The organism is Acetanaerobacterium elongatum (assembly GCF_900103835.1).
Lineage (GTDB): Bacteria > Bacillota > Clostridia > Oscillospirales > Ruminococcaceae > Acetanaerobacterium > Acetanaerobacterium elongatum.
Genome location: NZ_FNID01000010.1, coordinates 62,470 through 83,965, shown reverse-complemented (window position 1 = coordinate 83,965; position 21,496 = coordinate 62,470). Strand labels below are relative to the sequence as shown.

At 42.7% G+C, this 21,496-nt stretch carries 15 protein-coding genes; 9 read left to right on the top strand and 6 right to left on the bottom strand.

Annotated elements, in window-relative coordinates; genetic code table 11:
- The 6 genes from BLR50_RS04990 to BLR50_RS04970 all read right to left on the bottom strand — a co-directional run bounded on the left by BLR50_RS04990 (position 1) and on the right by BLR50_RS04970 (position 3,826).
- Complete coding sequence (locus tag BLR50_RS04990) at positions 1-1,290, bottom strand: DEAD/DEAH box helicase (protein WP_242871693.1); 1,290 nt, start codon at positions 1,288-1,290, stop codon at positions 1-3.
- Between the two features lie 18 nt (positions 1,291-1,308).
- A complete protein-coding gene (locus BLR50_RS14675) occupies positions 1,309-1,461 on the bottom strand; it encodes a hypothetical protein (protein WP_242871692.1) in 153 nt (50 codons plus the stop codon).
- Positions 1,448-1,645, bottom strand: a complete 198-nt coding sequence (locus tag BLR50_RS04985; protein ID WP_092639182.1) for a hypothetical protein — start codon at positions 1,643-1,645, stop codon at positions 1,448-1,450. Before BLR50_RS04985 ends, BLR50_RS14675 begins: the two co-directional genes overlap by 14 nt.
- 76 nt (positions 1,646-1,721) lie before the next feature.
- On the bottom strand, positions 1,722-2,165 hold the full coding sequence (locus tag BLR50_RS04980; protein ID WP_092639180.1) for a sigma-70 family RNA polymerase sigma factor: 444 nt from the start codon (positions 2,163-2,165) through the stop codon (positions 1,722-1,724).
- 515 nt (positions 2,166-2,680) lie between these two features.
- On the bottom strand, positions 2,681-3,442 hold the full coding sequence (locus BLR50_RS04975) for an ImmA/IrrE family metallo-endopeptidase (protein WP_092639178.1): 762 nt from the start codon (positions 3,440-3,442) through the stop codon (positions 2,681-2,683).
- Between the two features lie 9 nt (positions 3,443-3,451).
- Positions 3,452-3,826 carry a helix-turn-helix domain-containing protein gene (locus BLR50_RS04970; RefSeq protein WP_092639176.1) on the bottom strand — a complete coding sequence of 125 codons (375 nt, stop codon included), beginning with the start codon at positions 3,824-3,826 and terminating at the stop codon, positions 3,452-3,454.
- A gap of 513 nt (positions 3,827-4,339) precedes the next feature.
- Between BLR50_RS04970 and BLR50_RS04965 the strand changes: the two genes are divergently transcribed.
- The 9 genes from BLR50_RS04965 to BLR50_RS04920 all read left to right on the top strand — a co-directional run bounded on the left by BLR50_RS04965 (position 4,340) and on the right by BLR50_RS04920 (position 21,443).
- A complete protein-coding gene (locus BLR50_RS04965) occupies positions 4,340-4,570 on the top strand; it encodes a YdbC family protein (protein ID WP_092639174.1) in 231 nt (76 codons plus the stop codon).
- Positions 4,560-7,766, top strand: coding sequence for a hypothetical protein (locus tag BLR50_RS04960; RefSeq protein ID WP_143008048.1), 3,207 nt, complete (start codon positions 4,560-4,562; stop codon positions 7,764-7,766). The genes BLR50_RS04965 and BLR50_RS04960 overlap by 11 nt, the downstream gene beginning before the upstream one ends.
- Positions 7,766-10,087: a phosphoadenosine phosphosulfate reductase domain-containing protein gene (locus tag BLR50_RS04955; protein ID WP_092639170.1), complete on the top strand. Its 2,322-nt coding sequence runs from the start codon at positions 7,766-7,768 to the stop codon at positions 10,085-10,087. Before BLR50_RS04960 ends, BLR50_RS04955 begins: the two co-directional genes overlap by 1 nt.
- 14 nt (positions 10,088-10,101) lie before the next feature.
- Positions 10,102-14,313 (top strand): hypothetical protein, encoded by a 4,212-nt coding sequence (locus tag BLR50_RS04950; protein ID WP_092639168.1) that lies wholly within the window; start codon positions 10,102-10,104, stop codon positions 14,311-14,313.
- A 12-nt stretch (positions 14,314-14,325) separates the two neighbouring features.
- Positions 14,326-16,626, top strand: a complete 2,301-nt coding sequence (pglZ, locus tag BLR50_RS04945) for a BREX-4 system phosphatase PglZ (RefSeq protein ID WP_092639166.1) — start codon at positions 14,326-14,328, stop codon at positions 16,624-16,626.
- Positions 16,627-16,643: 17 nt separating this feature from the next.
- Positions 16,644-18,098, top strand: a complete 1,455-nt coding sequence (gene brxL / locus BLR50_RS04940) for a BREX system Lon protease-like protein BrxL (protein WP_242871691.1) — start codon at positions 16,644-16,646, stop codon at positions 18,096-18,098.
- A 198-nt stretch (positions 18,099-18,296) separates the two neighbouring features.
- A complete protein-coding gene (locus BLR50_RS04930) occupies positions 18,297-19,412 on the top strand; it encodes a cysteine desulfurase family protein (protein ID WP_092639160.1) in 1,116 nt (371 codons plus the stop codon).
- A gap of 553 nt (positions 19,413-19,965) precedes the next feature.
- A complete protein-coding gene (locus BLR50_RS04925) occupies positions 19,966-20,448 on the top strand; it encodes a Csac_0668 family 2Fe-2S cluster-binding (seleno)protein (protein ID WP_092639158.1) in 483 nt (160 codons plus the stop codon).
- 32 nt (positions 20,449-20,480) lie between these two features.
- On the top strand, positions 20,481-21,443 hold the full coding sequence (locus BLR50_RS04920; RefSeq protein WP_092639156.1) for a hypothetical protein: 963 nt from the start codon (positions 20,481-20,483) through the stop codon (positions 21,441-21,443).
- The last annotated feature ends 53 nt before the right edge of the window (positions 21,444-21,496 follow it).

Here is a 21,496-nt window from a genome sequence, read left to right as displayed (position 1 = left end):
TCACTCCAATTGTGTAAATGGGTTGTTGCCTTGGCGATAATCATCCACCAGTGCTTTTGCGAGATCTGCTTTCTGCTGCAGTGCTTTTAGAACCTTCTCATCCACAGTGCCTTTGGCCACAAGGTACAGGTAGGTACAGTCGTTTTTCTGGCCGACCCGGTGGATACGGGCCTTGGTCTGCTCAAAATTGGACATCGAGTAATCCAACGAATAGAACACCATCGTACTGGCGGCGGTGAGTGTAATGCCCAGCCCCGCCGTGGCAATCTGTCCTACAAAGACAGACACCTCTGGATCGTTTTGAAACCGTTCAACCTGTTCTGAGCGGTCTTTTACACCGCCCATGATGAGGGAGTAGCGGACATGTCGATTAGCAAGCATTTTGCAGATGGCCTGCAGCTCAGGAACGAATCTGGCGATAACCACCAGCTTTTTATCTTCCTGCAGGGTGGCGTCGAGGATGTCTTCAAGCGCTTTTAGCTTTGCGTCACTGACCTTTTGAACGATGCCGCTTTCATCATCACTGATAAAGCCGCCGGTAAGCTGTGAAAGGCGGAGCAGCCGGGTCAGAACGTTGGTTACGCTGACCTCACCCTTGGACAGCTCAGCATAGCTGTCTTTGACTAAGCCCCGGTAGATTCCGGTAGCCTGCGGTTCCAGGTAGACGTGCCGGATTATGTCGATTGTATCTGGAAGATCGAGACACTCCGCTTTTGTCGCCCGAAAGGCTATGCTGTGCAGCCGCCTGGTGAGCTCCTGTTCCATTGACTTCTTCAGCACTGGGGTGTGGTTACCGTAGCCGACCATATCAAAGTACCGGTTGCGGAAGGCATAGAAGCTCTGCCCGAAGACTGCCGGGTTAAGAAATTTGTACTGGCTGAAAACATCAATCGCTTTGTTTGTGATGACTGTCCCCGTCAGAAGAAGCCGGTACCGTGCTTTTGCACCCAGCTTGTACATGGTCTTGGATGCGGCGATATTGTGCGTTTTAATTTTGTGCCCCTCATCGGCAATGATGAGGTCGGCATCCCACGTAAGCAGCTCCTTCTCGAGCCGCCAGGCAGACTCGTAGTTGACCACCGCTACTTGGAGCGCCTGACCATTCATCTGCCGTAAGGTCTCGACCTTTTTCACACTTGAACCTGCAAGGATTGAAAGAGAAAAGTCAAAATCAGCGAACTTTTTGAATTCTTCTTCCCAAACGCCAAGGATAGAAAGTGGCGCTACCACCAGAACCCTGCGGATGAGGTCTGCCTGGTACAGAGCTCCGGCAATGCCGATGCTTGTAATGGTTTTTCCGGTGCATGGTCAGCCCATTTCCATAAGGAGGGCTGCTCCTCTACTGAAAATGCGGCGGACATCACCTCCAACCGGCAGGCCGAACAGTTTGCAGGCAAAATCAAAGGCTTCCTGCTGGTGCCTGTAGGGCCTTGCTTTCACCGGCATATCAGGTTGCTGCATCGGCAGACACCTCCTTAATGGCGACCGACTGAACCGAATCAGCGGGAACAAGCACCAACACACGCTGTCCTTTACCGAACAGCAGATTCAAAAAGCGGTCGCGCAGCTTGACATCGCCGCCGGTCAGCACCGTGCGTTTTTGCCCCTTGGGGTCGGATACGTTGATGACAATCTGATGTTTCATTTGGTTTACCTCCGTTTCCGAAGGACTACATTTGCCCTTCTGTCTATATCCGGCGGCAGAGGCGAATCCCAACCCCCTATTTCAAAACTTTTTGCAGTTTATCAATAATCTTTTTCAGACGGTTTCCGATAGCTTGTCCGGAAACACCCTCCTCGCGGGCAATGCTCTCAAGGCTGCATCCTTCAAAGAATACTTTATGTATCAAGGCTTTCTGCTGGGGCAGCAGGGAATTGATGGCTTCATGCAGGTTGGCGTTTTCAATGTTTTGCAGAGCGGCAGCTTCAAGATTAAAGCTGCTCGGAAACTGCTCGGCGTTTTCCTCTATAGCGGCTTCAATAGAGCGGTGCTTTTCGGTTTCTCGGCGATGCTGACGATACTCCGCATCATCAAATTCATGCAGGGTATGAATATCTGCTTCAGTAACTCCGTCCTTGCCCGGAACCAGTATGGTTTTGTGTCCGTCCTCGGTGTAGTAGATGTAGGTGGCGCGCTTGTCCTTGCTTGTTTTATGCTGTCTCATCGTATAGCCTCCTTGAAATTTGGATTTCAAGGGCTAATACCAACAAGCCAAAAAACAAGTCAGTCCGCAGAAATGGGGATGTATCTGACTGAAGCTCAAAGCCCTTGAATTTTTATCAAGAGCCTGACAAGCAGCCTAAAGCATATATAAAAAGAGCCTGACGCATAGCTTTAAAGCTACTTGTCAGGCTCGTATGTCATAATCGCATCGTGCTCTGTACTAAGTACGTATATTGGAATCTATCTTACGGAAGGCGATTTTTGTGCCACATTTCCAGCATTTTATGTAATAATCCGGCCGCCATCGGTCTCTGGGAGGGCCGGGATCATATGGGTTATATATCTTTGACTGCGTATTAACGCATTCTTCAGCGTCCATGATACGGCTGCCACACCGTGGGCAGGGGACTTGTTTTTTCATTTGATGCCTCCAATGGTATTATTATGTAAGCTAACTTGCTTACAAATAGGGGAAAAATATTCAGCGAGCGTTTAACCCGCTGATTTTATCAAGAATCAAAACTCATACTTTGCAATATCTATCCGCACATCAAGAGACCTATGCCTTTTGATGAGGCCGAGTTCCAGCAGACGATACTTGGCGGCCTCACAGGATACATTGAATACTCTGGATGTCTTTACGACATAAAACGCTTCGCGAAATTCTTCTTCACTAAAGCTGATGCCTTGTATAAGCTTCATAACCATACTCTTGGGCATCAGCAGGGCAGAAGCAAAGCGGTTCGCCTGCCATTCCATCCGGTCTGAATCAGTCCACTGCTCGAGTGGCTTTGGCTTGCACTTCTGCGCATCTACTCGGCATTGTATCATTGCAGCAGGGAAAGAATTCGGCGCTGGTACCTCATCCTGATTACGTACAAAATATCCGGTATGTAAGATACTGTGTGCGCTTTCATGTCCCATGGTAAACCGATACCGGTGTTCCTGTTTGCTATCAAGTAAAGTATTATCAATGATCACCGTTCTCGCTTTGGCGCTGATATATTCAGCTGTTTTCGTCTTGGGGTTGTACACTGGAATCTTATTTGTATCGTTAAAAACCATCATCCCAAGGTATATCCCGCAATGGGATAAGAACTGAAAGTCCTGTTCGATTCCAAGATAATTCTGCGCAAAGGAGTCAACATCTATCGGCATGGGTTTATTGAACACTCCGGGGCAAAAATCCTGTAATAATTGTTCTGCAATGTTGTCTATGTCTTGTTTGCTTAGTATAGGTACACCATTTTTAGTAACATGAAAGACGGGAGTGCGCATAGGCGAGAATTACCCCTTCCGTTTTTGTAAATCCTCAATGAACTTTTTCCATTCTTCTTCCCCCGCATCCAGATCGCGAGCGGTGCGCAGTGCTGCGCTGACATAATCCCGCTCCATGATATATTCAGGTAAATCGGGGGCAACAGCTTTTCTTTTCTTACCGGCTAAATCAAGCATTAAAGTTTTTTCTGATTTTGTTAACATAAGTATTTGAGCAAGTAAATCCAGCTTATCAATATCAAAGGGATTTCGTCTGTCTTTTTCAACATCACTTAAATATGGGGGGGTTATATCAAGTTCCTTAGCCATCTCCCTTAAGGTTATTTGCTTCTCTTCACGCTTCTTGGCGATAAACTCGCCGAAATTCATGTACTTTTCTTTCATTATTTCCACCTATCTTAATAGATTACATACCTGCAATATTCAAAAAGCAAAATTCATTATCCTATTACAGAAAAAATGCTTGTTAGCTAAACTGCTTACTAGTAATATATACTCCTGTACGTGAAATGTCAAGAGCAATTTCATGGTTGATTTTTATTGAAGGTTGGGATATATTGTCGTATAATGTAATTATATCATTGCGAAAATCCTACTCCCACCCCTTTTACTATCCGTTTTATCGGATAGCACTAGCGCTAAGATAAGACTATATGTAAAAATGGTTCCTAATAAGATACATCAACCCAGAAGGCGATTTCTCACTAGTGTGACGAGACGATGAAAGAAATAACGCAATACCTTGATGTTAGCAGAGAAACTGTATTGCAATGAATTAGCAACCGAAGTATGCCCGCATAAAGTCGGCCGCCTATGGAAGTATAAAAAATCCGAAGTCGACGAGTGGTGCCGCAGAAAGCAAATAATACTTGAGTTTATAAAGGAGTGTGACAAATTATGCCTGACTTGCAATATGAAATCAAGCAAAAAATAGCTTGCCTATCTGAAGAAAAAGGTGGATGGATAAAGGAAATTAATCTTGTTACTTGGAATGGCAACGAAGCTAAATATGATATTCGCGCATGGTCTCCCGACCATACAAAAATGGGTAAAGGTGTCACACTTTCTAAGGACGAAATAAGAACACTGACATCCGTGTTAATCGAGTTGTTTAACGATGGGAACTAAATTAGCATGGAGCCGCCACGAAGCAGCAATCCTACTGGACGGCTACATTGAAGTTCTCAAAGGCGAACTTCCAAGGTTGCATATTATAAAAAGGGTATCTGCCGATTTGCGAAAGATGGCTATTAACAACGGGATGGAAATAGACGATATCTTTCGGAATGAGAATGGTATCTCTTTTCAGATGCAAAGCATGGAATCCGCGTATTGTGGTAGAACAGTGATGAAAGCAGCAACACTGCTCTTTACTGAGATTGTAACTTTATATAAAGAGAACCATGGCGAATTCGAAAAACTATTGAAGGAGGCAAGGACTATGATTGATGGCAAACTCAATAATAGAGAAAGCTTTTTGTCATGGCTTGCCGAAGTTATGCCAACTGCTCCAATAGAGGCAGTGCTTGCTTCATGTGACACGATTGAACAATTTTGCCTAAAGCTCAGAATATTGAAAGCCCCGTTGTTTGAAACGACGGATTTGGATATATTGAAAACTGTCCAAAAGACGGTATCTCAAAATAAGATTTTCCGCATCGTTAACAAAAAGCAATTAAAGCATATTGATACAGCAATGTTCTGCTTGCTCAAATATGTTCGAGAAGGTAATCGTGAAAAGGTCAACGAAAAAATCGCACCCACGCAGGATGTATCGGATCCAAAGCAATCTGAAACACAAATAGTCTCGGAGAGACCGCAGGAAGTAGCCGGGAAGGTGCCGGAGTTATACGTTCGAACAGAGCAGGACAGACGACTTATTGCTAAGTACCCGCTTGTTTACAAGCGTATATTTTTTTCCCTGCGTGATATGTTTGAATGCGGTGAAGGTGGAACAACTATTGCAGCGTTGTCTGAGCGGATAAATCACATAGCGCGGTGCGCTGATATTGAAGATATTCTTGATAATGTTAGCTGGTCAACGTGCGAAGATAGACGATATAAATTTTCTGAAGAAATTTCTCGTCATGACGAGCCCGTTGAGGTTTCGGCGGGTTTATTGGAACTTGAAGTTATGCAACCCAAGGTGGAATTTAATGTTGTTGACTTCAATAATATTGGCGATTACTCATATACGAAACCAATTAGCATTTCCTACTTTGATGACAGAATAACAGACGTGGCTTCTTGGACGGATGTATATGTAAAGCTGGTATCAAACTTATATGATGACTATTGGAGCTCTATCCCTGTAGGCAAATCTTTTACAGGATCTGGACGAGTCGATTTTGGAAATAAAGAGATTGCAAGAACCATGACTGCGCCTAAACCTATATTTATGCAAATGTACTTGGAAACTAACTTAAGTGCGACAAATATCTTAGGAAAAATAAAAGCTCTGCTTGATATTTGCAGAGTGGACTACGAGAATGTCATTATTGAATATCAAAGGAAGTCAGATACAGTAGCTATGCCCCGCGTTACTATTGCTCAAGATAGCCCTATGTATTCAGGCATGGTGATCGACAGTAATAGTTTTACTGCGTTTCTAAGTAATCATGAAGGAATGGCAGACGGTACATGCCGTAGCTATGTTTCTGCTATTAGCACTGCAGAACACTATGCCAAAGAGCACTATTTTGAGCACCATCAGCTTTTCACTTCCGATTGGCATGAAGCAAAGGCCACGGTTGATGCTCTGTTTAGCGACCCCGTTTTTATCGAATACAACAACCGGCAGCACAATCGCTTTTACGTCGCAATGAAGAAACTGCTTCTCTTCTTACGAGCAGATACCTCAGCCGTTATAGCGACTGATACCAGCACAACTGGTGAATCAGTGCCGCAGCCGGGTGCGGACGAAACATACCTTAATGTTCTTACTCAGAATTTCTGTAAAGGTTTTCGTTTGGGTTCGCCCATAGAGCTTCGCAAATTCAAGCGTTGCTATGAGCAAATGAACGAAAAGGTACTTGAAGATGACGATGCAACAATTGAGCGCAATATAAGTATTTGCGGTATTCTGTATGAAGACAAAGTTTTCGTACCACAGACTATGCTTGGTGACGAGACGCGTGAGAGGCTATTTACATACATTCAGAAGAGCTTTGACGAAGGTAAAACCGCCCTATATTATCAGGCTCTCTTTAATGAATTCTCCGAAGATTTCTTGGACTATTTCATCTACAATGCGGATATGCTCAAGGCATATCTCTCGTTTATGCTGGGCAAAAAATACTTTTTCGGCAGGAGTTATCTTTCTATAAATGCGAATACGACGGTAGATCCCATAGATGAAGTTCGCACTTGCCTCAAGGAATATGCCACTCCGATGACTTATGATTCGATGTTTGACAATCTCCCGCATATCCCACAGCAAAAAATTAAGCAGATTCTTGCGACAAACGGTGAATTTATCAGCAATGGTCGTGGAGAATATTTTCATGTCTCTGCTGTCCATTTCTCTGATGAGGAAATGGACAACATTGTAGAAATCATCGCTTCGGCCATCGAAGAGAAGAAATTTCTGAGTGGTAACGAGCTCGTAGAAGCCATCAAGTCAAAGTATCCTTACATATACGAGAAAAATTCCATTTTCTCTGTGGTCGGTTTACGTGATGCAATAAAATACCATCTCTGCCACGAGTTCTCTTTTTCAGGCAACATCATCAGCAGGCTTGGTAGTGATCTTACCATGTCCGATGTTTTTGCGGATTATTGTCATAGCAGAGATACGTTTACTCTTGACGAACTAAGTGTACTTGCGAGTGAACTTGGTACAGTTATCTACTTTGATCCTGTTTATGAGAATTCGCTACGAATCAGTCATGACCGTTTTGTGGCGAAAAAACAGGCACACTTCCTTGTGCACGAAACCGATGCTGTGCTTGACCGTTTTTGCAGGGGAGATTATATCTCTATTGAAAAAATCGATGGCTATAGTCTTTTCCCCAATGCGGGATTTCCTTGGAACGAATATCTGCTGGAACACTATGCTGCAGCATACAGTGAAAAATACACGCTTTTGCATACCGGCTTTAATGCGAACAAATGCGTCGGTGCTATCGTGAAAAAAAGCGCTGGATTTGAGAGCTTCGACGACTGCATTGTCACAGTTCTTGCAGACAGCAACATTACATTGAAGAAGCAGCATGCCTTACAATATTTATGCGATGAAGGCTATATAGCCCGCCGCATTTATACCAATATCGAGGAGCTTCTCATCAGAGCGACCGCGCAAAGAAACAGAAAGGAAACGAATTGATGTACTCTTACACATGGGATATTGAGACAGGAGGGCTATTGTTGAATAGCTCACCGCTGGCGTTCAGCAAGGAGCCACGCCCTGTTTACTATGAAGAACTCGACATCTTAGGCTTTGACCAAATATGGAATTACGAAAAGAACGATGCCTACCCTTATATGTGGGCTGAATCGAATAATTACTTTTATCGTGGGAGACTCGTAGCCAAAACGAAGGGTGGTTCACTCTACACCGCACCGGAAATTATCCTTGTTGAAGACCCAGAGCCGGATGGTCAGCCACTGCGTTTCGTGGACATTCCAGCCATGGTAGAGAAAAACCGTTATCTGATTGAAACGCTGGCACAAGACACCATAAAAAAGATATATAACACCTATGTGGACTATAAAAGCAAAGTTGATGTATTCTATGTTGCTTTTAGTGGCGGCAAGGACAGCATAGTCACTCTTGACTTAGTGCAAAGAACGCTGCCACACAATGAGTTTAAGGTGTTGTTTGGCGATACTGGCATGGAGTTTCCTGATACATATGATGTCGTAAAAGATATTGAGTCAACCTGTCGTAATTGTGATATTGACTTTATCCGTGCCAAATCCGTATACCAACCCGAATATACATGGTCGAAATTTGGACCACCGGCGACTGTAACAAGATGGTGTTGCAGTGTTCATAAAACAGCCCCACAAATTCTTGCCCTCAGGACTTTTACCGGAAAGCCCAATTTTACAGGAATGGCTTTTATCGGCATTCGTGCAAGCGAAAGCTTATCTCGCAGTGAATATGATTATATCAGTCTTGGAGAAAAGCACAAAGGTCAATATAGTTGTAATCCAATTCTCGAATGGAATTCAGCAGAATTATACACTTATATTTTCACAGAGAAACTACCTATTAACAATTCATATAAGAAAGGACATCGTCGTGCTGGATGCCTTGTATGTCCAAGAGCTGCTGAACGAAACGACTGGATGAGTCAAGCTTGGTATCCAAAAGAGGTAGACTCATTAGTTTCTGTGATAAAAAATATGTACAGCAAAGGTTTTCAAACAGAGAAATTATTGGATGAATTCATTTCAAATGGAGGATGGAAAGCTCGAAAGAATGGGCGCGATATAGCCATTAACTTGGATTATTTGGAAACAATATTATTTGGGCGTCCAACTATTAAAGTCAGTCATCCACACACAGAGTGGAAAGAATGGATTAAGACGGTTGGAGTTGTACTAAATGATTTTTCACCATATACTATTTTATTTCAGAATGAACAGTTGACATTTGAAGTTAAAGAAACTAAGGATGGGCTTGAGGTATCATATGACGCCGAACTACCTAAAACACATCCATTATTCGTCAAATTACTAAAGAACGTCTTTCGCAAAACGGCTTGCTGCATACTTTGTAGAGAATGTGAAGCTGATTGCCATAACGGATGCATTAGTATGAAGAAGGGGAAGGTTTCAATTAGTGACAAATGCGTTCACTGTTTTCAATGCCATAAAGTCGAAAAAGGGTGTCTTGTATACAAATCTTTAGAAATGCCTAAAGGAGGGCTTAAAATGTCTACTACGCAAAGTTTAAATTGCTATTCTCATCATGCGCCAAAAATGGAATGGTTTGAACAATTCTTTTCTTATAAGAATGAATTTGACCAGCGCCATAGCCTTGGTTCACAGATGTATAGCTTCTTCAAACGTTTTTTACGCGACGCTGATTTGTTAAATGAGAACGGTTTTTCAGATACTGCTGGGGTTATTGATAAACTGGGTCTTGATAATCTTTCGAGCTGGAGTGTAATGCTTGTTAATCTGGCATATACGCCGCAAATCAACTGGTTGATAAAACGTGTGCCTATGAATGAATCATATAGCAAGGATTACACTTTGTCTCTTTTAGTTTCAGATGGTGCAAAAGAAAGCTGGGTCAATGACATATGGAGTTCTTTCATACGTATTGTTGAATTACCGTTTGGTGTTGTTGGTTTAGGTTGTATGACGAAAGAAAAGAGTAAAGCTGTTGCGATTACCCGTACCCCTTGGCAAAACCCTGACCCGCTTGTTATTCTCTACTCACTCTACAAATTTGCTGAAGCTTGTGGTGATTATTATCAGTTCACGTTAAACCGCTTGCTTGCCCACGATATTGACAGCGATGGTGTAAGCCCTACGGAAATCTTTGGACTTGAGCGCGGCCAGATGGAGAAGCTGCTCAATGGACTCTCCGTAAACTATCCTGACTTCATCACGACCAGCTTCACGCTCGATTTGGATAATATTACGTTAAATGCTGACAAAACATCGCAAGATGTTCTGTCGTTAATGTAAGGAGGATATGAGATATGCCGATGCTTGAGAAATATCGTCATTATTTTGACATTGATCCGGATTACTTCCCGGCTGTAAATGAAGCTGTTATTTCAAAGAACCCTGAAATGTGGAAGAAATTTTTCCCTCATGATACCTTCGTTAAGCTCGTTCGCAACACGGTAAGTATGCTCGATCGTAAACAAAAGCTTTCCCTTTGGGTTGAGGGTGCTTATGGCACCGGAAAATCCCACGCAGTGTTGACTCTCAAGAAATTGCTTGACGCAAGTGAAGAGGATACCCGCACGTACTTTGAACGGTACGTTATGGATAAAGACCTTTGCTCTAATTTCCAGCGTGTAAAAAACAGCGGTAAGATTTTGACGGTTCATCGTTATGGCTCGGCAACTATTCGCAGTGACCACAACCTTGTTTTCGCTATTCAAGAAAGCATTGAACAAGCTATGATTGATAGCGGAATAGAAAACAAGGGCGGCAACGCACTTAAAAGCGCCACTATCAAATGGCTGACCGATACAGATAACAAGAATTACTTTAACAGTCTGATGACCGGCAAGTACTCCGACCTTTTTGGCGGAGATGATGTCGATGCTGTTCTTGAAAAACTTTCTACCTTCACGGGCGATGCGCTTGCCAAGTTGATGGATAAAATATTTAAGGTTTCGGACGAGCGTCAAATCAAAGCGCTTTCTCTGAGTACAACAGCGCTTTGTGACTGGATTCGTGAAATTATACATGCGAACAGTCTGAAGGCTATTGTTTTCATTTGGGATGAGTTCACAGAGTATTTTTATAATAATGCGCGTAATCTGACAGGCTTCCAAGAATTGTGCGAAATCAGTGAAACAGAACCTTTTTATTTTATTATCGTAACGCATGTCAGCTCCGGTTTGTTCCACGAACGCGATCAGGACTTCATAAAGCTAAACGGGCGTTTTGTAAACCCGCACTGCTTAATTAGTCTGCCAGAAAACATCGCTTTTAAGCTGATGGGTGCAGCAATGGAAAAAAACAAAGACCCCGAAGTTGTAAGAGACTGGAATATTACGACAGGCGATTTAGCGGGTCGCACTACCGAATCACGCAAACTCGTTAAGAATGTTGCACGTATTAGCGACTCAGAGATGCTCGATATTCTCCCGATTCATCCATACACGGCACTGCTGCTCAAGTATATCTCCTCTGTATTTGACTCTAATCAGCGCAGCATGTTTGACTTTATTAAAAACGACCGTGGTGATGAAATAAAGGGCTTCCAGTGGTTTATCGACAACTTCGGTCCTGATTATGAAAATCCGCTCCTAACAATAGATATGTTATGGGAGTTCTTCTATGAAAAGGGCAAAGAATATCTTACGCACGATATCCGCGCAATTCTTGACTATTTCACTCGTGCCGGTAATCAGCACTTGCAACCAGATGAAACTAGAGTGCTAAAAACAGTATTGCTCTTGCAGGCTATTTCTCAGAATGCCGGCGACTCTGTCGAGCTCTTCATTCCGAATGAACGCAACATAAATAACGCCTTTGAAGGTTCTGACCTTGATGGAAGCCGAGCTGGCCGTTGCGCTGAAAAATTGGTACGCGATAAGGTGTTATTCAAAAAGCAGCTCGGCGGGGGCAAATTTCAATACTGCGCCTATGTGAATGAAGTCAGTGGTGCCGACCTTAAGCCGTTCTTAGACCAGATTGACAAGAAAACAACGACACAGCTTGTCACCGAGGAGCTTGTCGACAGGACAAGAATCACTGACACAATTACTCTCGGTGGTGCGCTAAAACTTCGTTATGAACTTCGATATGTATCATCAACCGACCTTGATTCGACTGTTCGTCTACTCCGCAATCAGGAAGCGAATTTTACAAATAAAATAGTTGCTGTTGTATGCTTTGCAAAAGACGACGCGGAAAGTGTTGTCATTGGTAAGAAGATTAGCGATGTAGTCAACAGCAGTAACAATCATATTGTCTTCATCGACGCCTCTCGGACTCCATTCGGTGCTGATGGGTATACCCAGTATCGTAGCGATATGGCACAGTCCATGTATCAACAGGGCAAAGACAATACCCTTGCAACACAGTATGCCAACAATGCGAAGGAAGCGCTAAAAAAATGGAAAAACCGTATTTCCAACGGTGAGTTAATGGTCTTCTCTGAAAGCAAGCCAAATGGAGAGAGAGTTACCACGATTGAGGCACTTTATTTGGCGTTGGAAGAGATTAATAAACAGAAGTTCCCAAGTTGCCTTGAAGGAACATATAGTGTTATAGCCAATATGTTTACACCAAGTAGCTTGAAGCAGGGCGTTGAGTGTGGTGCAACTCAGAAAACGTCCGGTACATTCCTTTCTGGAAGCCCATCGACGAAACTTGAAAACGCCCTTGATGGAGCATGGAAAGTTGATGAGTATTGGATAGCATCTCCACATCTGCTCATATCAAAGATTAAACTGCTTGTTGATAAAATTATCACTGATGCTTTTGAAATCGGCGGTGGTCGCGTTTCTATTAAACGGATATATGATACATTGAGTCTACCACCTTATGGCTTTATGCCTTGCAATCTTTCGGCATTTATCCTCGGATTCGTGTTAAAAGAATATGCTACTGGTTCGTATAGCTGGAGTGATGGGCTTACCAACGACCTGCTTGACATTAATAAGCTCAAAGAAATGGTCGACGAAGTGATTCGGTTGCAAATCACGCCTAACCCTCGATACAGGGACAAGTATATTGTCGCAATGACCGATGATGAAAAGGCCTTTAATGAAGCAACGTCTATTGCCTTCAATATTCCACTCAATCTCTGCACTTCTGTGGAACAGACCCGTGAGCGTATTCGTAATAAAATGAAGGAATTCGCTTTCCCGATTTGGACGTTGAAATACATTCTGTCAAGTGAAAGTCTAAAGACAGATACTGATGTTCTTGAAACGATTATCGATAGTTTCTGTGGTATTGCCAACAGTAATAATATGGGTGCAACCAAAACAGACAGCGATATTGCCATGTGTATCGGTCGCGCCTGTATTGATCATCCGAATGCTACAGAAGATTTGAAGATCATTCTTACTAAAGAAAAATGCGCTCAAGGTATGACAGAATACCTGAAGACATTTGAAAATGGTGAACTTATTTCACTTGCATCTACTATCGGTGATGGCGGGCAGTATATCAACGTTCTGCGCCGTAAATTCGATGCTGATGCCGCTAACTGGGTATGGAATGTTGACACCGTACAACAGAAAATCCGCGAGGTAATTCTTGAATATAAAATTATTAATGAAAGCAATAAGACACTTTCCAAGAACATCACTTTTGATGTGACCATAAAAGAATGGTGTACCAAGTGTGGATACATTCGGGTTTCTTTTGCTGCCGCAAAAAATTATCTTGACGAAATATCGCCTTTCATGGAACTCCTGTGCGCAATAAAAAAGTCGGGACAACTTCTAGACTCCCAGAAGCAAAAATTCTATGATTTACTTGTATTAAATGGTGAGGCTTTCCGCAATCTGTATAATAACCAAGCCGACCTGTTCAAGCGTGTTTGCGCTTACTACTTGAGCGACCTATCGGACGATGAAATCTGTGAACTCTATGCTACTATGCCCGCCGGTGCCTTCACGCAAGAGAAAAATGATTATTTTGTCTCCGTCGAAGATAAGGTTAAAGCATATAAGGCAACGCTCGGAAGTGCTAAGCTGAAGAAATTATGGCAGGATAAAACTGGCTCCAGCTCTCCGAGAGAATGGTCGAAGAAGCATAAAATGCCGATACTCTGCTTAATTCGTGATGAAGACGTGCAAAAGGCGCGGGCTGCATTTGGCACCATAAACAAGAGCAATCTTGATGCACAGTCTATTGATAAGGCTATAGAGTATCTTGAAACGGCAGATTTTTTTGGATCGCTGAACAATGATAATGCACTGGATGTTGCATTTCGAGAAACAATAATTAAGGATTATGCTGTTCTGCTTACAAATATTGAAGAAGTCAAGGATTATCTTGACCGAACCTTGACATCAGATCCATATGATTGGTTTGGTTTACCTGAAGTCGACAAGCGTCTAAAACAAATGGCCGAGGCAAAATACTCTCAAAGTGGTTGTACCCGCGCGCTTGAGAAAATTGACAAGATGGGTATTGAGGATGCGCGAGACTATCTAAAGAGCCTTATCAAAGACAATATGATTGTCGGTATGGAGATTATCAAAGGAAAGTAAGGAGGCGAGCACATGAACACCGAGGCGTGTATAAAGAAAATAGAAAAGTACCTTTCAAAAAGCGATGTTGGCGTGCTTGTGGTTGATGTGCAAAACTCGGCCGATTTATCGGATATTGTTTCTCACTTCAAAGTCAGCGGCAATACTTTTATTGCCACAGCCGACTATTGCAAAACCGATGAGCTTCCACGTATGGATACATTGCTTGATGTTATTGCGAAAAAGGAGGAACCTGTTTTTCTGACGGGGTTGACTTCCTTTTTAAAGCTCAATGGTGAAACGGAACTTAAAAGTGAATTATCAAATCTCCTTGCTATGACTATTGCTGGTCACGTTGTTGTTCTGTCGTTTCAATGCAGGGTGTATTTGAATTTCTCCGACCCGCGTCTCTCTGGGCGTATCTGTATAGTAGACGGCGTCGAAGATGACCATACAAAACTCATCTTCACATCAAGCGAGTTGCCGCTTCCGAATGGTATCACTATTGTTTCAGGAATTCATGCTTTTGCGGATGCAGTAGAAACGAAGAAAGTTGCTACAATTTATATCAACACAGAGAAGGAACGAAAAAACTTCCCAGATTCTCTCTACCTAATATCAGATCTAAAAAAAGCCTATGATGCTCTCGCATTCAAAGATACCGCAACGCAGACGCTGAGTGAAGCTCTGGGTACTGATATAGATTGGAAATACGCTCTTGAGAAATTAAAGAAAGGTGGCACTTGGGAGGCTCTCATAACAGCTGAGTTTGGCAATACTAAAACTCTTGACCTTGTAATACCCAATTACTTAAACTTTGATTCCGAGAAAAAGTGGTTGTACTTTATTGCATTGAAATTATATGGGGCGAAGAATAACTGGTGCCTTAATACTGCTGCATCCAGAGCCGCAAGCGTAGTCGATTTGGTTCGTCATGCTTATCGAGATATCTTGGAATTCGAGCCAACAAGCAGCACTTTCATGGATTGCTACAATACAAGAAAAGCGTTACTGAATGCATTTGGCAATCCGATTGATGATGTTGTTGATTTCTGTAAAATTGTTATTAGTAAGGAAAAGACTGCGATTTATTACTTGACTGATAACACTCAACAGGAAAAGGAAACGATATTCTTCTTGCTTGATAGGTATGGTCTTGAATTTAGTAAGGAAGAACTGACCGCAATTTTGAAAATCGTATATCCTAAACTGCATGCATATCTATTGCCATTTAGATTTAAAAATTCTTTGCTTGATGATTACTTCCAGGCATACAAATATGAAAAAATCATCAACAAGGTACTTCCTGAATTCGAGGCCATTGTCATGGAGCAAGCAGAAAAGCGAGAATATAATAGCATTCTTGAACCTCGCGCTTCACGAGTCGAGGCTATTGACAAACATGGGGCGCAGTTATATTTCATTGATGCTCTTGGTGTAGAATACCTCGGTTTTATCATGTCTTTATGCCACGATAGAGGAATGATGGCTCGTGTGGATGTGTGTCGCTGTGAATTGCCGTCGATTACAAGCCGTAACAAGGAATTTATTGATGCATTTGCAAATTCAACGCATCCGATTATTTCAATAAAAGATATCGATGAAATCAAACACCATGGCAAAGATGACTATGATTATCAGCCAGTGAAACCTCCAATTTATATTTCACAGGAACTATCAATTATCGAGGATGTAGTCGACAAGATAAAAGTTAAATTAGCGAATAGTACAATTGATAAAGCTATAATAATATCAGATCACGGGGCTAGCCGACTTGCAGTTATACACAAAACGGAAAACCAGTGGGAAATGGGCAGTAATGGTATCCATTCTGGCAGATGCTGCCCTAAATCTGAAATTGACGTTCAGCCTGACTTTGCAACAGACGCTGATGATTTCTGGGCGCTTGCGAATTATGACCGTTTCAAAGGGGGGCGCAAGGCGAATTTTGAAGTACATGGCGGCGCGACTCTCGAAGAAGTAGCCGTACCGATAATAGAAATTACTTATACGCCAGGGACAATTGAAATTAAGCTGATGCCGTCTGATGCCCCAGCCAGCTTTGTTGGAGTACCTGAAATTCTTGTTAGCTATCGTAAAAAAGCGGCTGTAAAACTGTTCTCTACAAGAACACTGCAGGATGTAAGCGTGTGTGTTAACGGTAAGTACTACGACGCAACACCAATAGACGGTAATTTCTTCTTAGTGGAAATGCCAGATATCAAACGTGCAAGGCAATACTCCGTAGATGTATATGCGTGTGGAAATTTGGTTGCATCAAATATTCCTATCGTTGTTAGAAACGAAGGTTCCAGTGTAAAAGACCTACTGTAAGGGGGGGAAAAATCATAATGGATAAATTAAGAGACTGTTTCGATGAAATGGTGGTATACAAAGACCTGAAGCAGAATAGCACTTTTAAGGCTTTGAAGCTGCCCTCCTTTTTGCGGGATTGGGTTCTCAAAAAATTTGAAGATGAAGATGGACATTTTGATGTTGATGAATTGTCCAGCTTTGTTGAAGCCTACATGCCCAAGAAGGAAGAATGGCTGAAGATAAAAAATCGAATCATCGTTGAAAATGAACGTGTTAAGATACTTACAAAGATTTCGATTGATATTGACATTAAGACCGAGGAGATTACTTTCAGTCTTCCGGACTTTGGATTGTCGAACAAGGAAACTGTTATAGAGCCCCATATTTGGAATACATTTAAAAAAGAATTGGTTAAAGGTCATGAAACATGGGGAATCGTGGAACTAGGGTACAGACAGCCAGATGATTCTGCAAAACCAAAAATCCCGGGAAAGATAATGTTAACAGGCTTCACCGACTTCTGTCCGTATTCGATTGACATGGATTTCTATAAAGATATTCGTTCAGAATTTACTACTGACGAGTGGATCGATATTCTTCTCGGTGCAATGGATTATAACGCCGAAGGGTATGCCAACGAAGAACAGAAGCTAGCCATGCTTACTCGCCTTCTTCCTTTCGTAGAAAAAAATTTAAATTTGATTGAGTTAGCGCCTAAGGGTACTGGGAAATCCTATGTGTATGGGAATATTAGCAAATACGGGCTTCTTACAGACGGTGGTAAAGTGTCAAGAGCAAAAATGTTTTATGATACCGCCAGAAAAACTCTTGGCTATATTACTGGACATGATTATGTCGCGATTGACGAGGTAAAGCTGGTTCAATTTAGCGATGTGAATGAGATGCGCTCTATTCTCCAAGGATATATGGAAAAAGGCAGATGCGATGTCAACGGCTTCGAGGTGGCATCCGACGCAGGCATTGTCTTCCTCGGAAACATTGAAACTGACAACATGGATGAGTATAGAAATATGCTTACCGAATTGCCTTCACTTTTTCAAGAAAGCGCAATGGTAGACAGAATTCACGGATTTATAAAAGGTTGGGACATTCCACCTATGCAGCCCGGCTTAAAAGTGTCCGGCTGGGCGCTTAATACAGAGTATTTCTGTACAATAATGCACGCTCTTCGCGATGATATAACATATCGTGCCATTGTAGAACAGCTTGTTGAAGTATCTGATAATGGTTATGAAAGGCATATTGAAGCTGTGAAGCGCATTGCAACCGCATATCTGAAATTGCTATTTCCGAATGTCAGAAGTGTTAAGGATATTAATGCGAAAAAATTACAACAATACTGCTTACGTCCTGCTGTAAGGATGCGTGGTATTATTCAAAAACAGCTTGCCATTCTTGACAAGGAATATGCAAAGGATGAAAAGCAGATGCCGACATTTTCCCTAAGGGAGATAAGTGATGAGGATTAATTGTGTCATTTGTGGTAAAGAGGATCTCGATAAGGACGCAATTGGGATAAATAAAAAACTCTTGGGTATAGATATAACCAATTATTATTGTATGGAGTGTTTGGCTGCATATCTTGGCTGTACGGTGCAGGAACTTTTTGATAAAATCCAAGATTTCAAAGATGAAGGCTGTACGCTTTTCAAGTGAGGTGGTCATTGATGATTTATGCCGATAACGCGGCAACAACACAACTAAATAAAACTGCCTTTGAAGCGATGACGCCGTGGCTGATCGATGAATACGGTAACGCATCACAGCCCTATTCTTTTTCAAGGAAATCTAAAAAAGCCCTCATAGAAGCAAGGGCTATTATTGCTGAATGTATTAATGCGCAGCCAGAGGAGATTATCTTTACTTCCGGTGGCACTGAAAGCGACAACTGGGCAATCAAAGGATCGGCTTTCGCTGACTCCAATAAGCGAGCTACGATAACATCTGCATTTGAGCATCATGCTGTGCTACATTCATGCGCCGTAATTGAGAGACTCGGATACCCCGTTACCTATCTTATGCCGGCAGTGACTGGCATCATCACGCCTGAATCACTGAGCAATAAGATTTGTGATTCCACACGACTCGTGTCGATAATGCTTGCAAATAACGAGATTGGTACAATTCAACCGATTAAAGAACTCTGTGAAGTAGCTCACTCATATGGTGCGCTGTTTCATACGGATGCTGTACAAGCCGTCGGTCATATAAAAATCGATGTCCGAGAACTCGGTGTCGATATGCTGTCGGCATCTGCGCATAAGTTTAACGGCCCTAAGGGTGTTGGGTTCCTCTACATACGCAAAGGAACAGAAATTGCTCCATATATTGATGGGGGTGCACAGGAAAACTCGCGTCGAGCTGGCACAGAGAATGTTGCATCCATTGTAGGAATGGCAGTTGCACTGAAGGAAAATTGTGATTGTTTGGATGATCATTTGACAAGCATCTATATGCTGGAACATCAGCTGCTTAGTATGCTCTCCGATGCGCATATCTCGTATATACGCAATGGTGGAGATAAAACGCTTCCCGGATTGATTAGTTTGTCCTTTGCTGGTGCTGACGGCGAAGCAATTCTTCATCGCATGGACTTAGCTGGTATTTGCATATCCACAGGGTCTGCATGTAATAGTGAGAGCACAGAAATATCACATGTGCTTAAGGCTATCGGCTTGGATGAGAAACATGCAAAGGGTACAATTCGAATATCTCTTGGAAAGAATAACACTGCTGATGATGTTGATGCCATCGTAGCTACATTGATAAAAATATTGAAGTAATATGATTGTGACCTAGTGACAGACTATTGACAGACCCATCGTATCTTTGCATCCCTCTATGCGGTGCGAAGGTGTTGGAGTCGGCGGGATTTGAACATATATTGACTTATTCCCGCGAATCGACAAAAACTGTTGACCTGTTCCCGCGAACAGAAATAACCAATTAAAACCATACCTGACCTATCCCCGCGAACGCGCAAAACGAGAAATACATACCCGACATCAATCTGATGCTATCGTTCCACGTTGAGACAGTTGTATTGATAACAAGGGTTGATAAGTAAGTGCATAAAAAGTTCAGTAGCACTGGGCTTTTCGGAGTTTGGGTGTAAAAATCCGACGTGCTAAAATCGCAAATTTATCGCTTCGAGGAAACAAGTCAAAGCGGGCATTTTCGAGTGCGAGAGAGCGATTTAGATGTCGGTGTTTGACGAGTGGTCGATTTAGATAACATGGGTTCGTGAGTGGTCGGTTTAGATGTTTTTTGAAAATGTCAAGGTTGTGTGGTCAGATTAGATACGCAAATCAATCTCAGTAAACGGAGGTTTTGGATATGAATTTAAATAATGACTGCTGTTGTGGATGCAACACAAAAGTGACAGATATGGCCAAGGCAAATAAGTGCCCCGTCTGCAATAGTGAGGGAATATCTGTAGGCAAGGTAACCGTTGAACATCTGGTGGCAGAAAGCCATCGCAAAGATATAGCAGGAGATTGCTACAAGATCTGCATGAATGAAGATTGCGAAGTGGTTTACTATAACTTGGACAATGGAACGACATTCTTAAAAGACCAGGTCAGTGTTCCCATTTGGTTCAAAAAAGATGCAAATCCTAAGTATGCATGCTATTGCAGTAAAGTAACTGAAGAACAGATAATAGAAGCAGTTGTAAAGCATGGAGCAAAAACGGTTAAGGAAGTGAACGCCATTACCGGAGCGATGAAAAACTCCAATTGCAAAGAGAATAATCCGCTTGGCGTTTGCTGCCATAAAATTATTCAGGAAGCTATTGATAAAGGACTGGCCATGGAATAACTTGAGTTTGGTGAAAAGTAGGTGATTGCAGTATGGAATATCAAAAGCTCTTGGAGCGCAGCGAAGGCTGGCTTAAATACGCGATTCATCATAATTTATGCAACGACTCAGAGGACGCTCTCGTTGAGCTCAGAAACGCTGCGCTGGCGGATAGCCGTATCAAAAAGTACCTTGAGGACGTTTCGGCATTTCACGGTACGCTGGTAACAAACCATAAAAACCCCGAGCTGCCGATACACAAGCTGCTGTTTCTGCTGGATATCGGATTCGGCATGGAAGTTCCCGAAATAAAAGCGGCCGTCGATGAAATTCTTAAGCACCGGGACGAGCACGGCATCTATCAGTCTATGACCAATGTCCCGAAGCATTTCGGCGGTACGGGCGAGGATGTGTTCAGCTGGTGCCTGTGCGACGCCCCGCAGCTTTTGCTCGCTCTGCTAAAGGCGGGTATGGATTATCGTGAATATATCAAGCCCGGCGTTGACTATTTGGTATCTCTATGTAGGGATAACGGCTTCCCCTGCGCTGTTTCCCCAGAACTGGGCAAATTCAGAGGACCCGGTAAAAAGGACGATTGCTGCCCGTATGCGACACTGATTATGGCCGATCTGCTGTCGCATATACCGGAGTATAAAGATTCACAGATTGCGGTTTCCTCCGCGAAAACGCTGCTGAGCCTGTGGGAAAACAGCCTTGGTCAGCATCCTTATATGTTCTATATGGGTACCGACTTCCGCAAGCTGAAGGCACCGTCATGCTGGTATGATATTGTCAGCGTAGCCGGAGTGCTGAGCAAATATGAGTTTGTACGGATTGACCCGCGCTTCCTTGAGATGGTTGCGCATATAAAAAGTAAACAAGATAAAGAAGGCTTTTTTACGCCTGAATCGGTGTATTTGAAATTAAAGGACTGGGATTTTGGCCAGAAGAAAGTGCCGTCTCCTTATTTGACATACATTTGCTACCGAATTTTCGAGCGTTTGGAACTAAGATAATAATAAAGCGAGGCACCCTACGTTATAATTCCGTAGAGTGCTTCGTTCGTTTT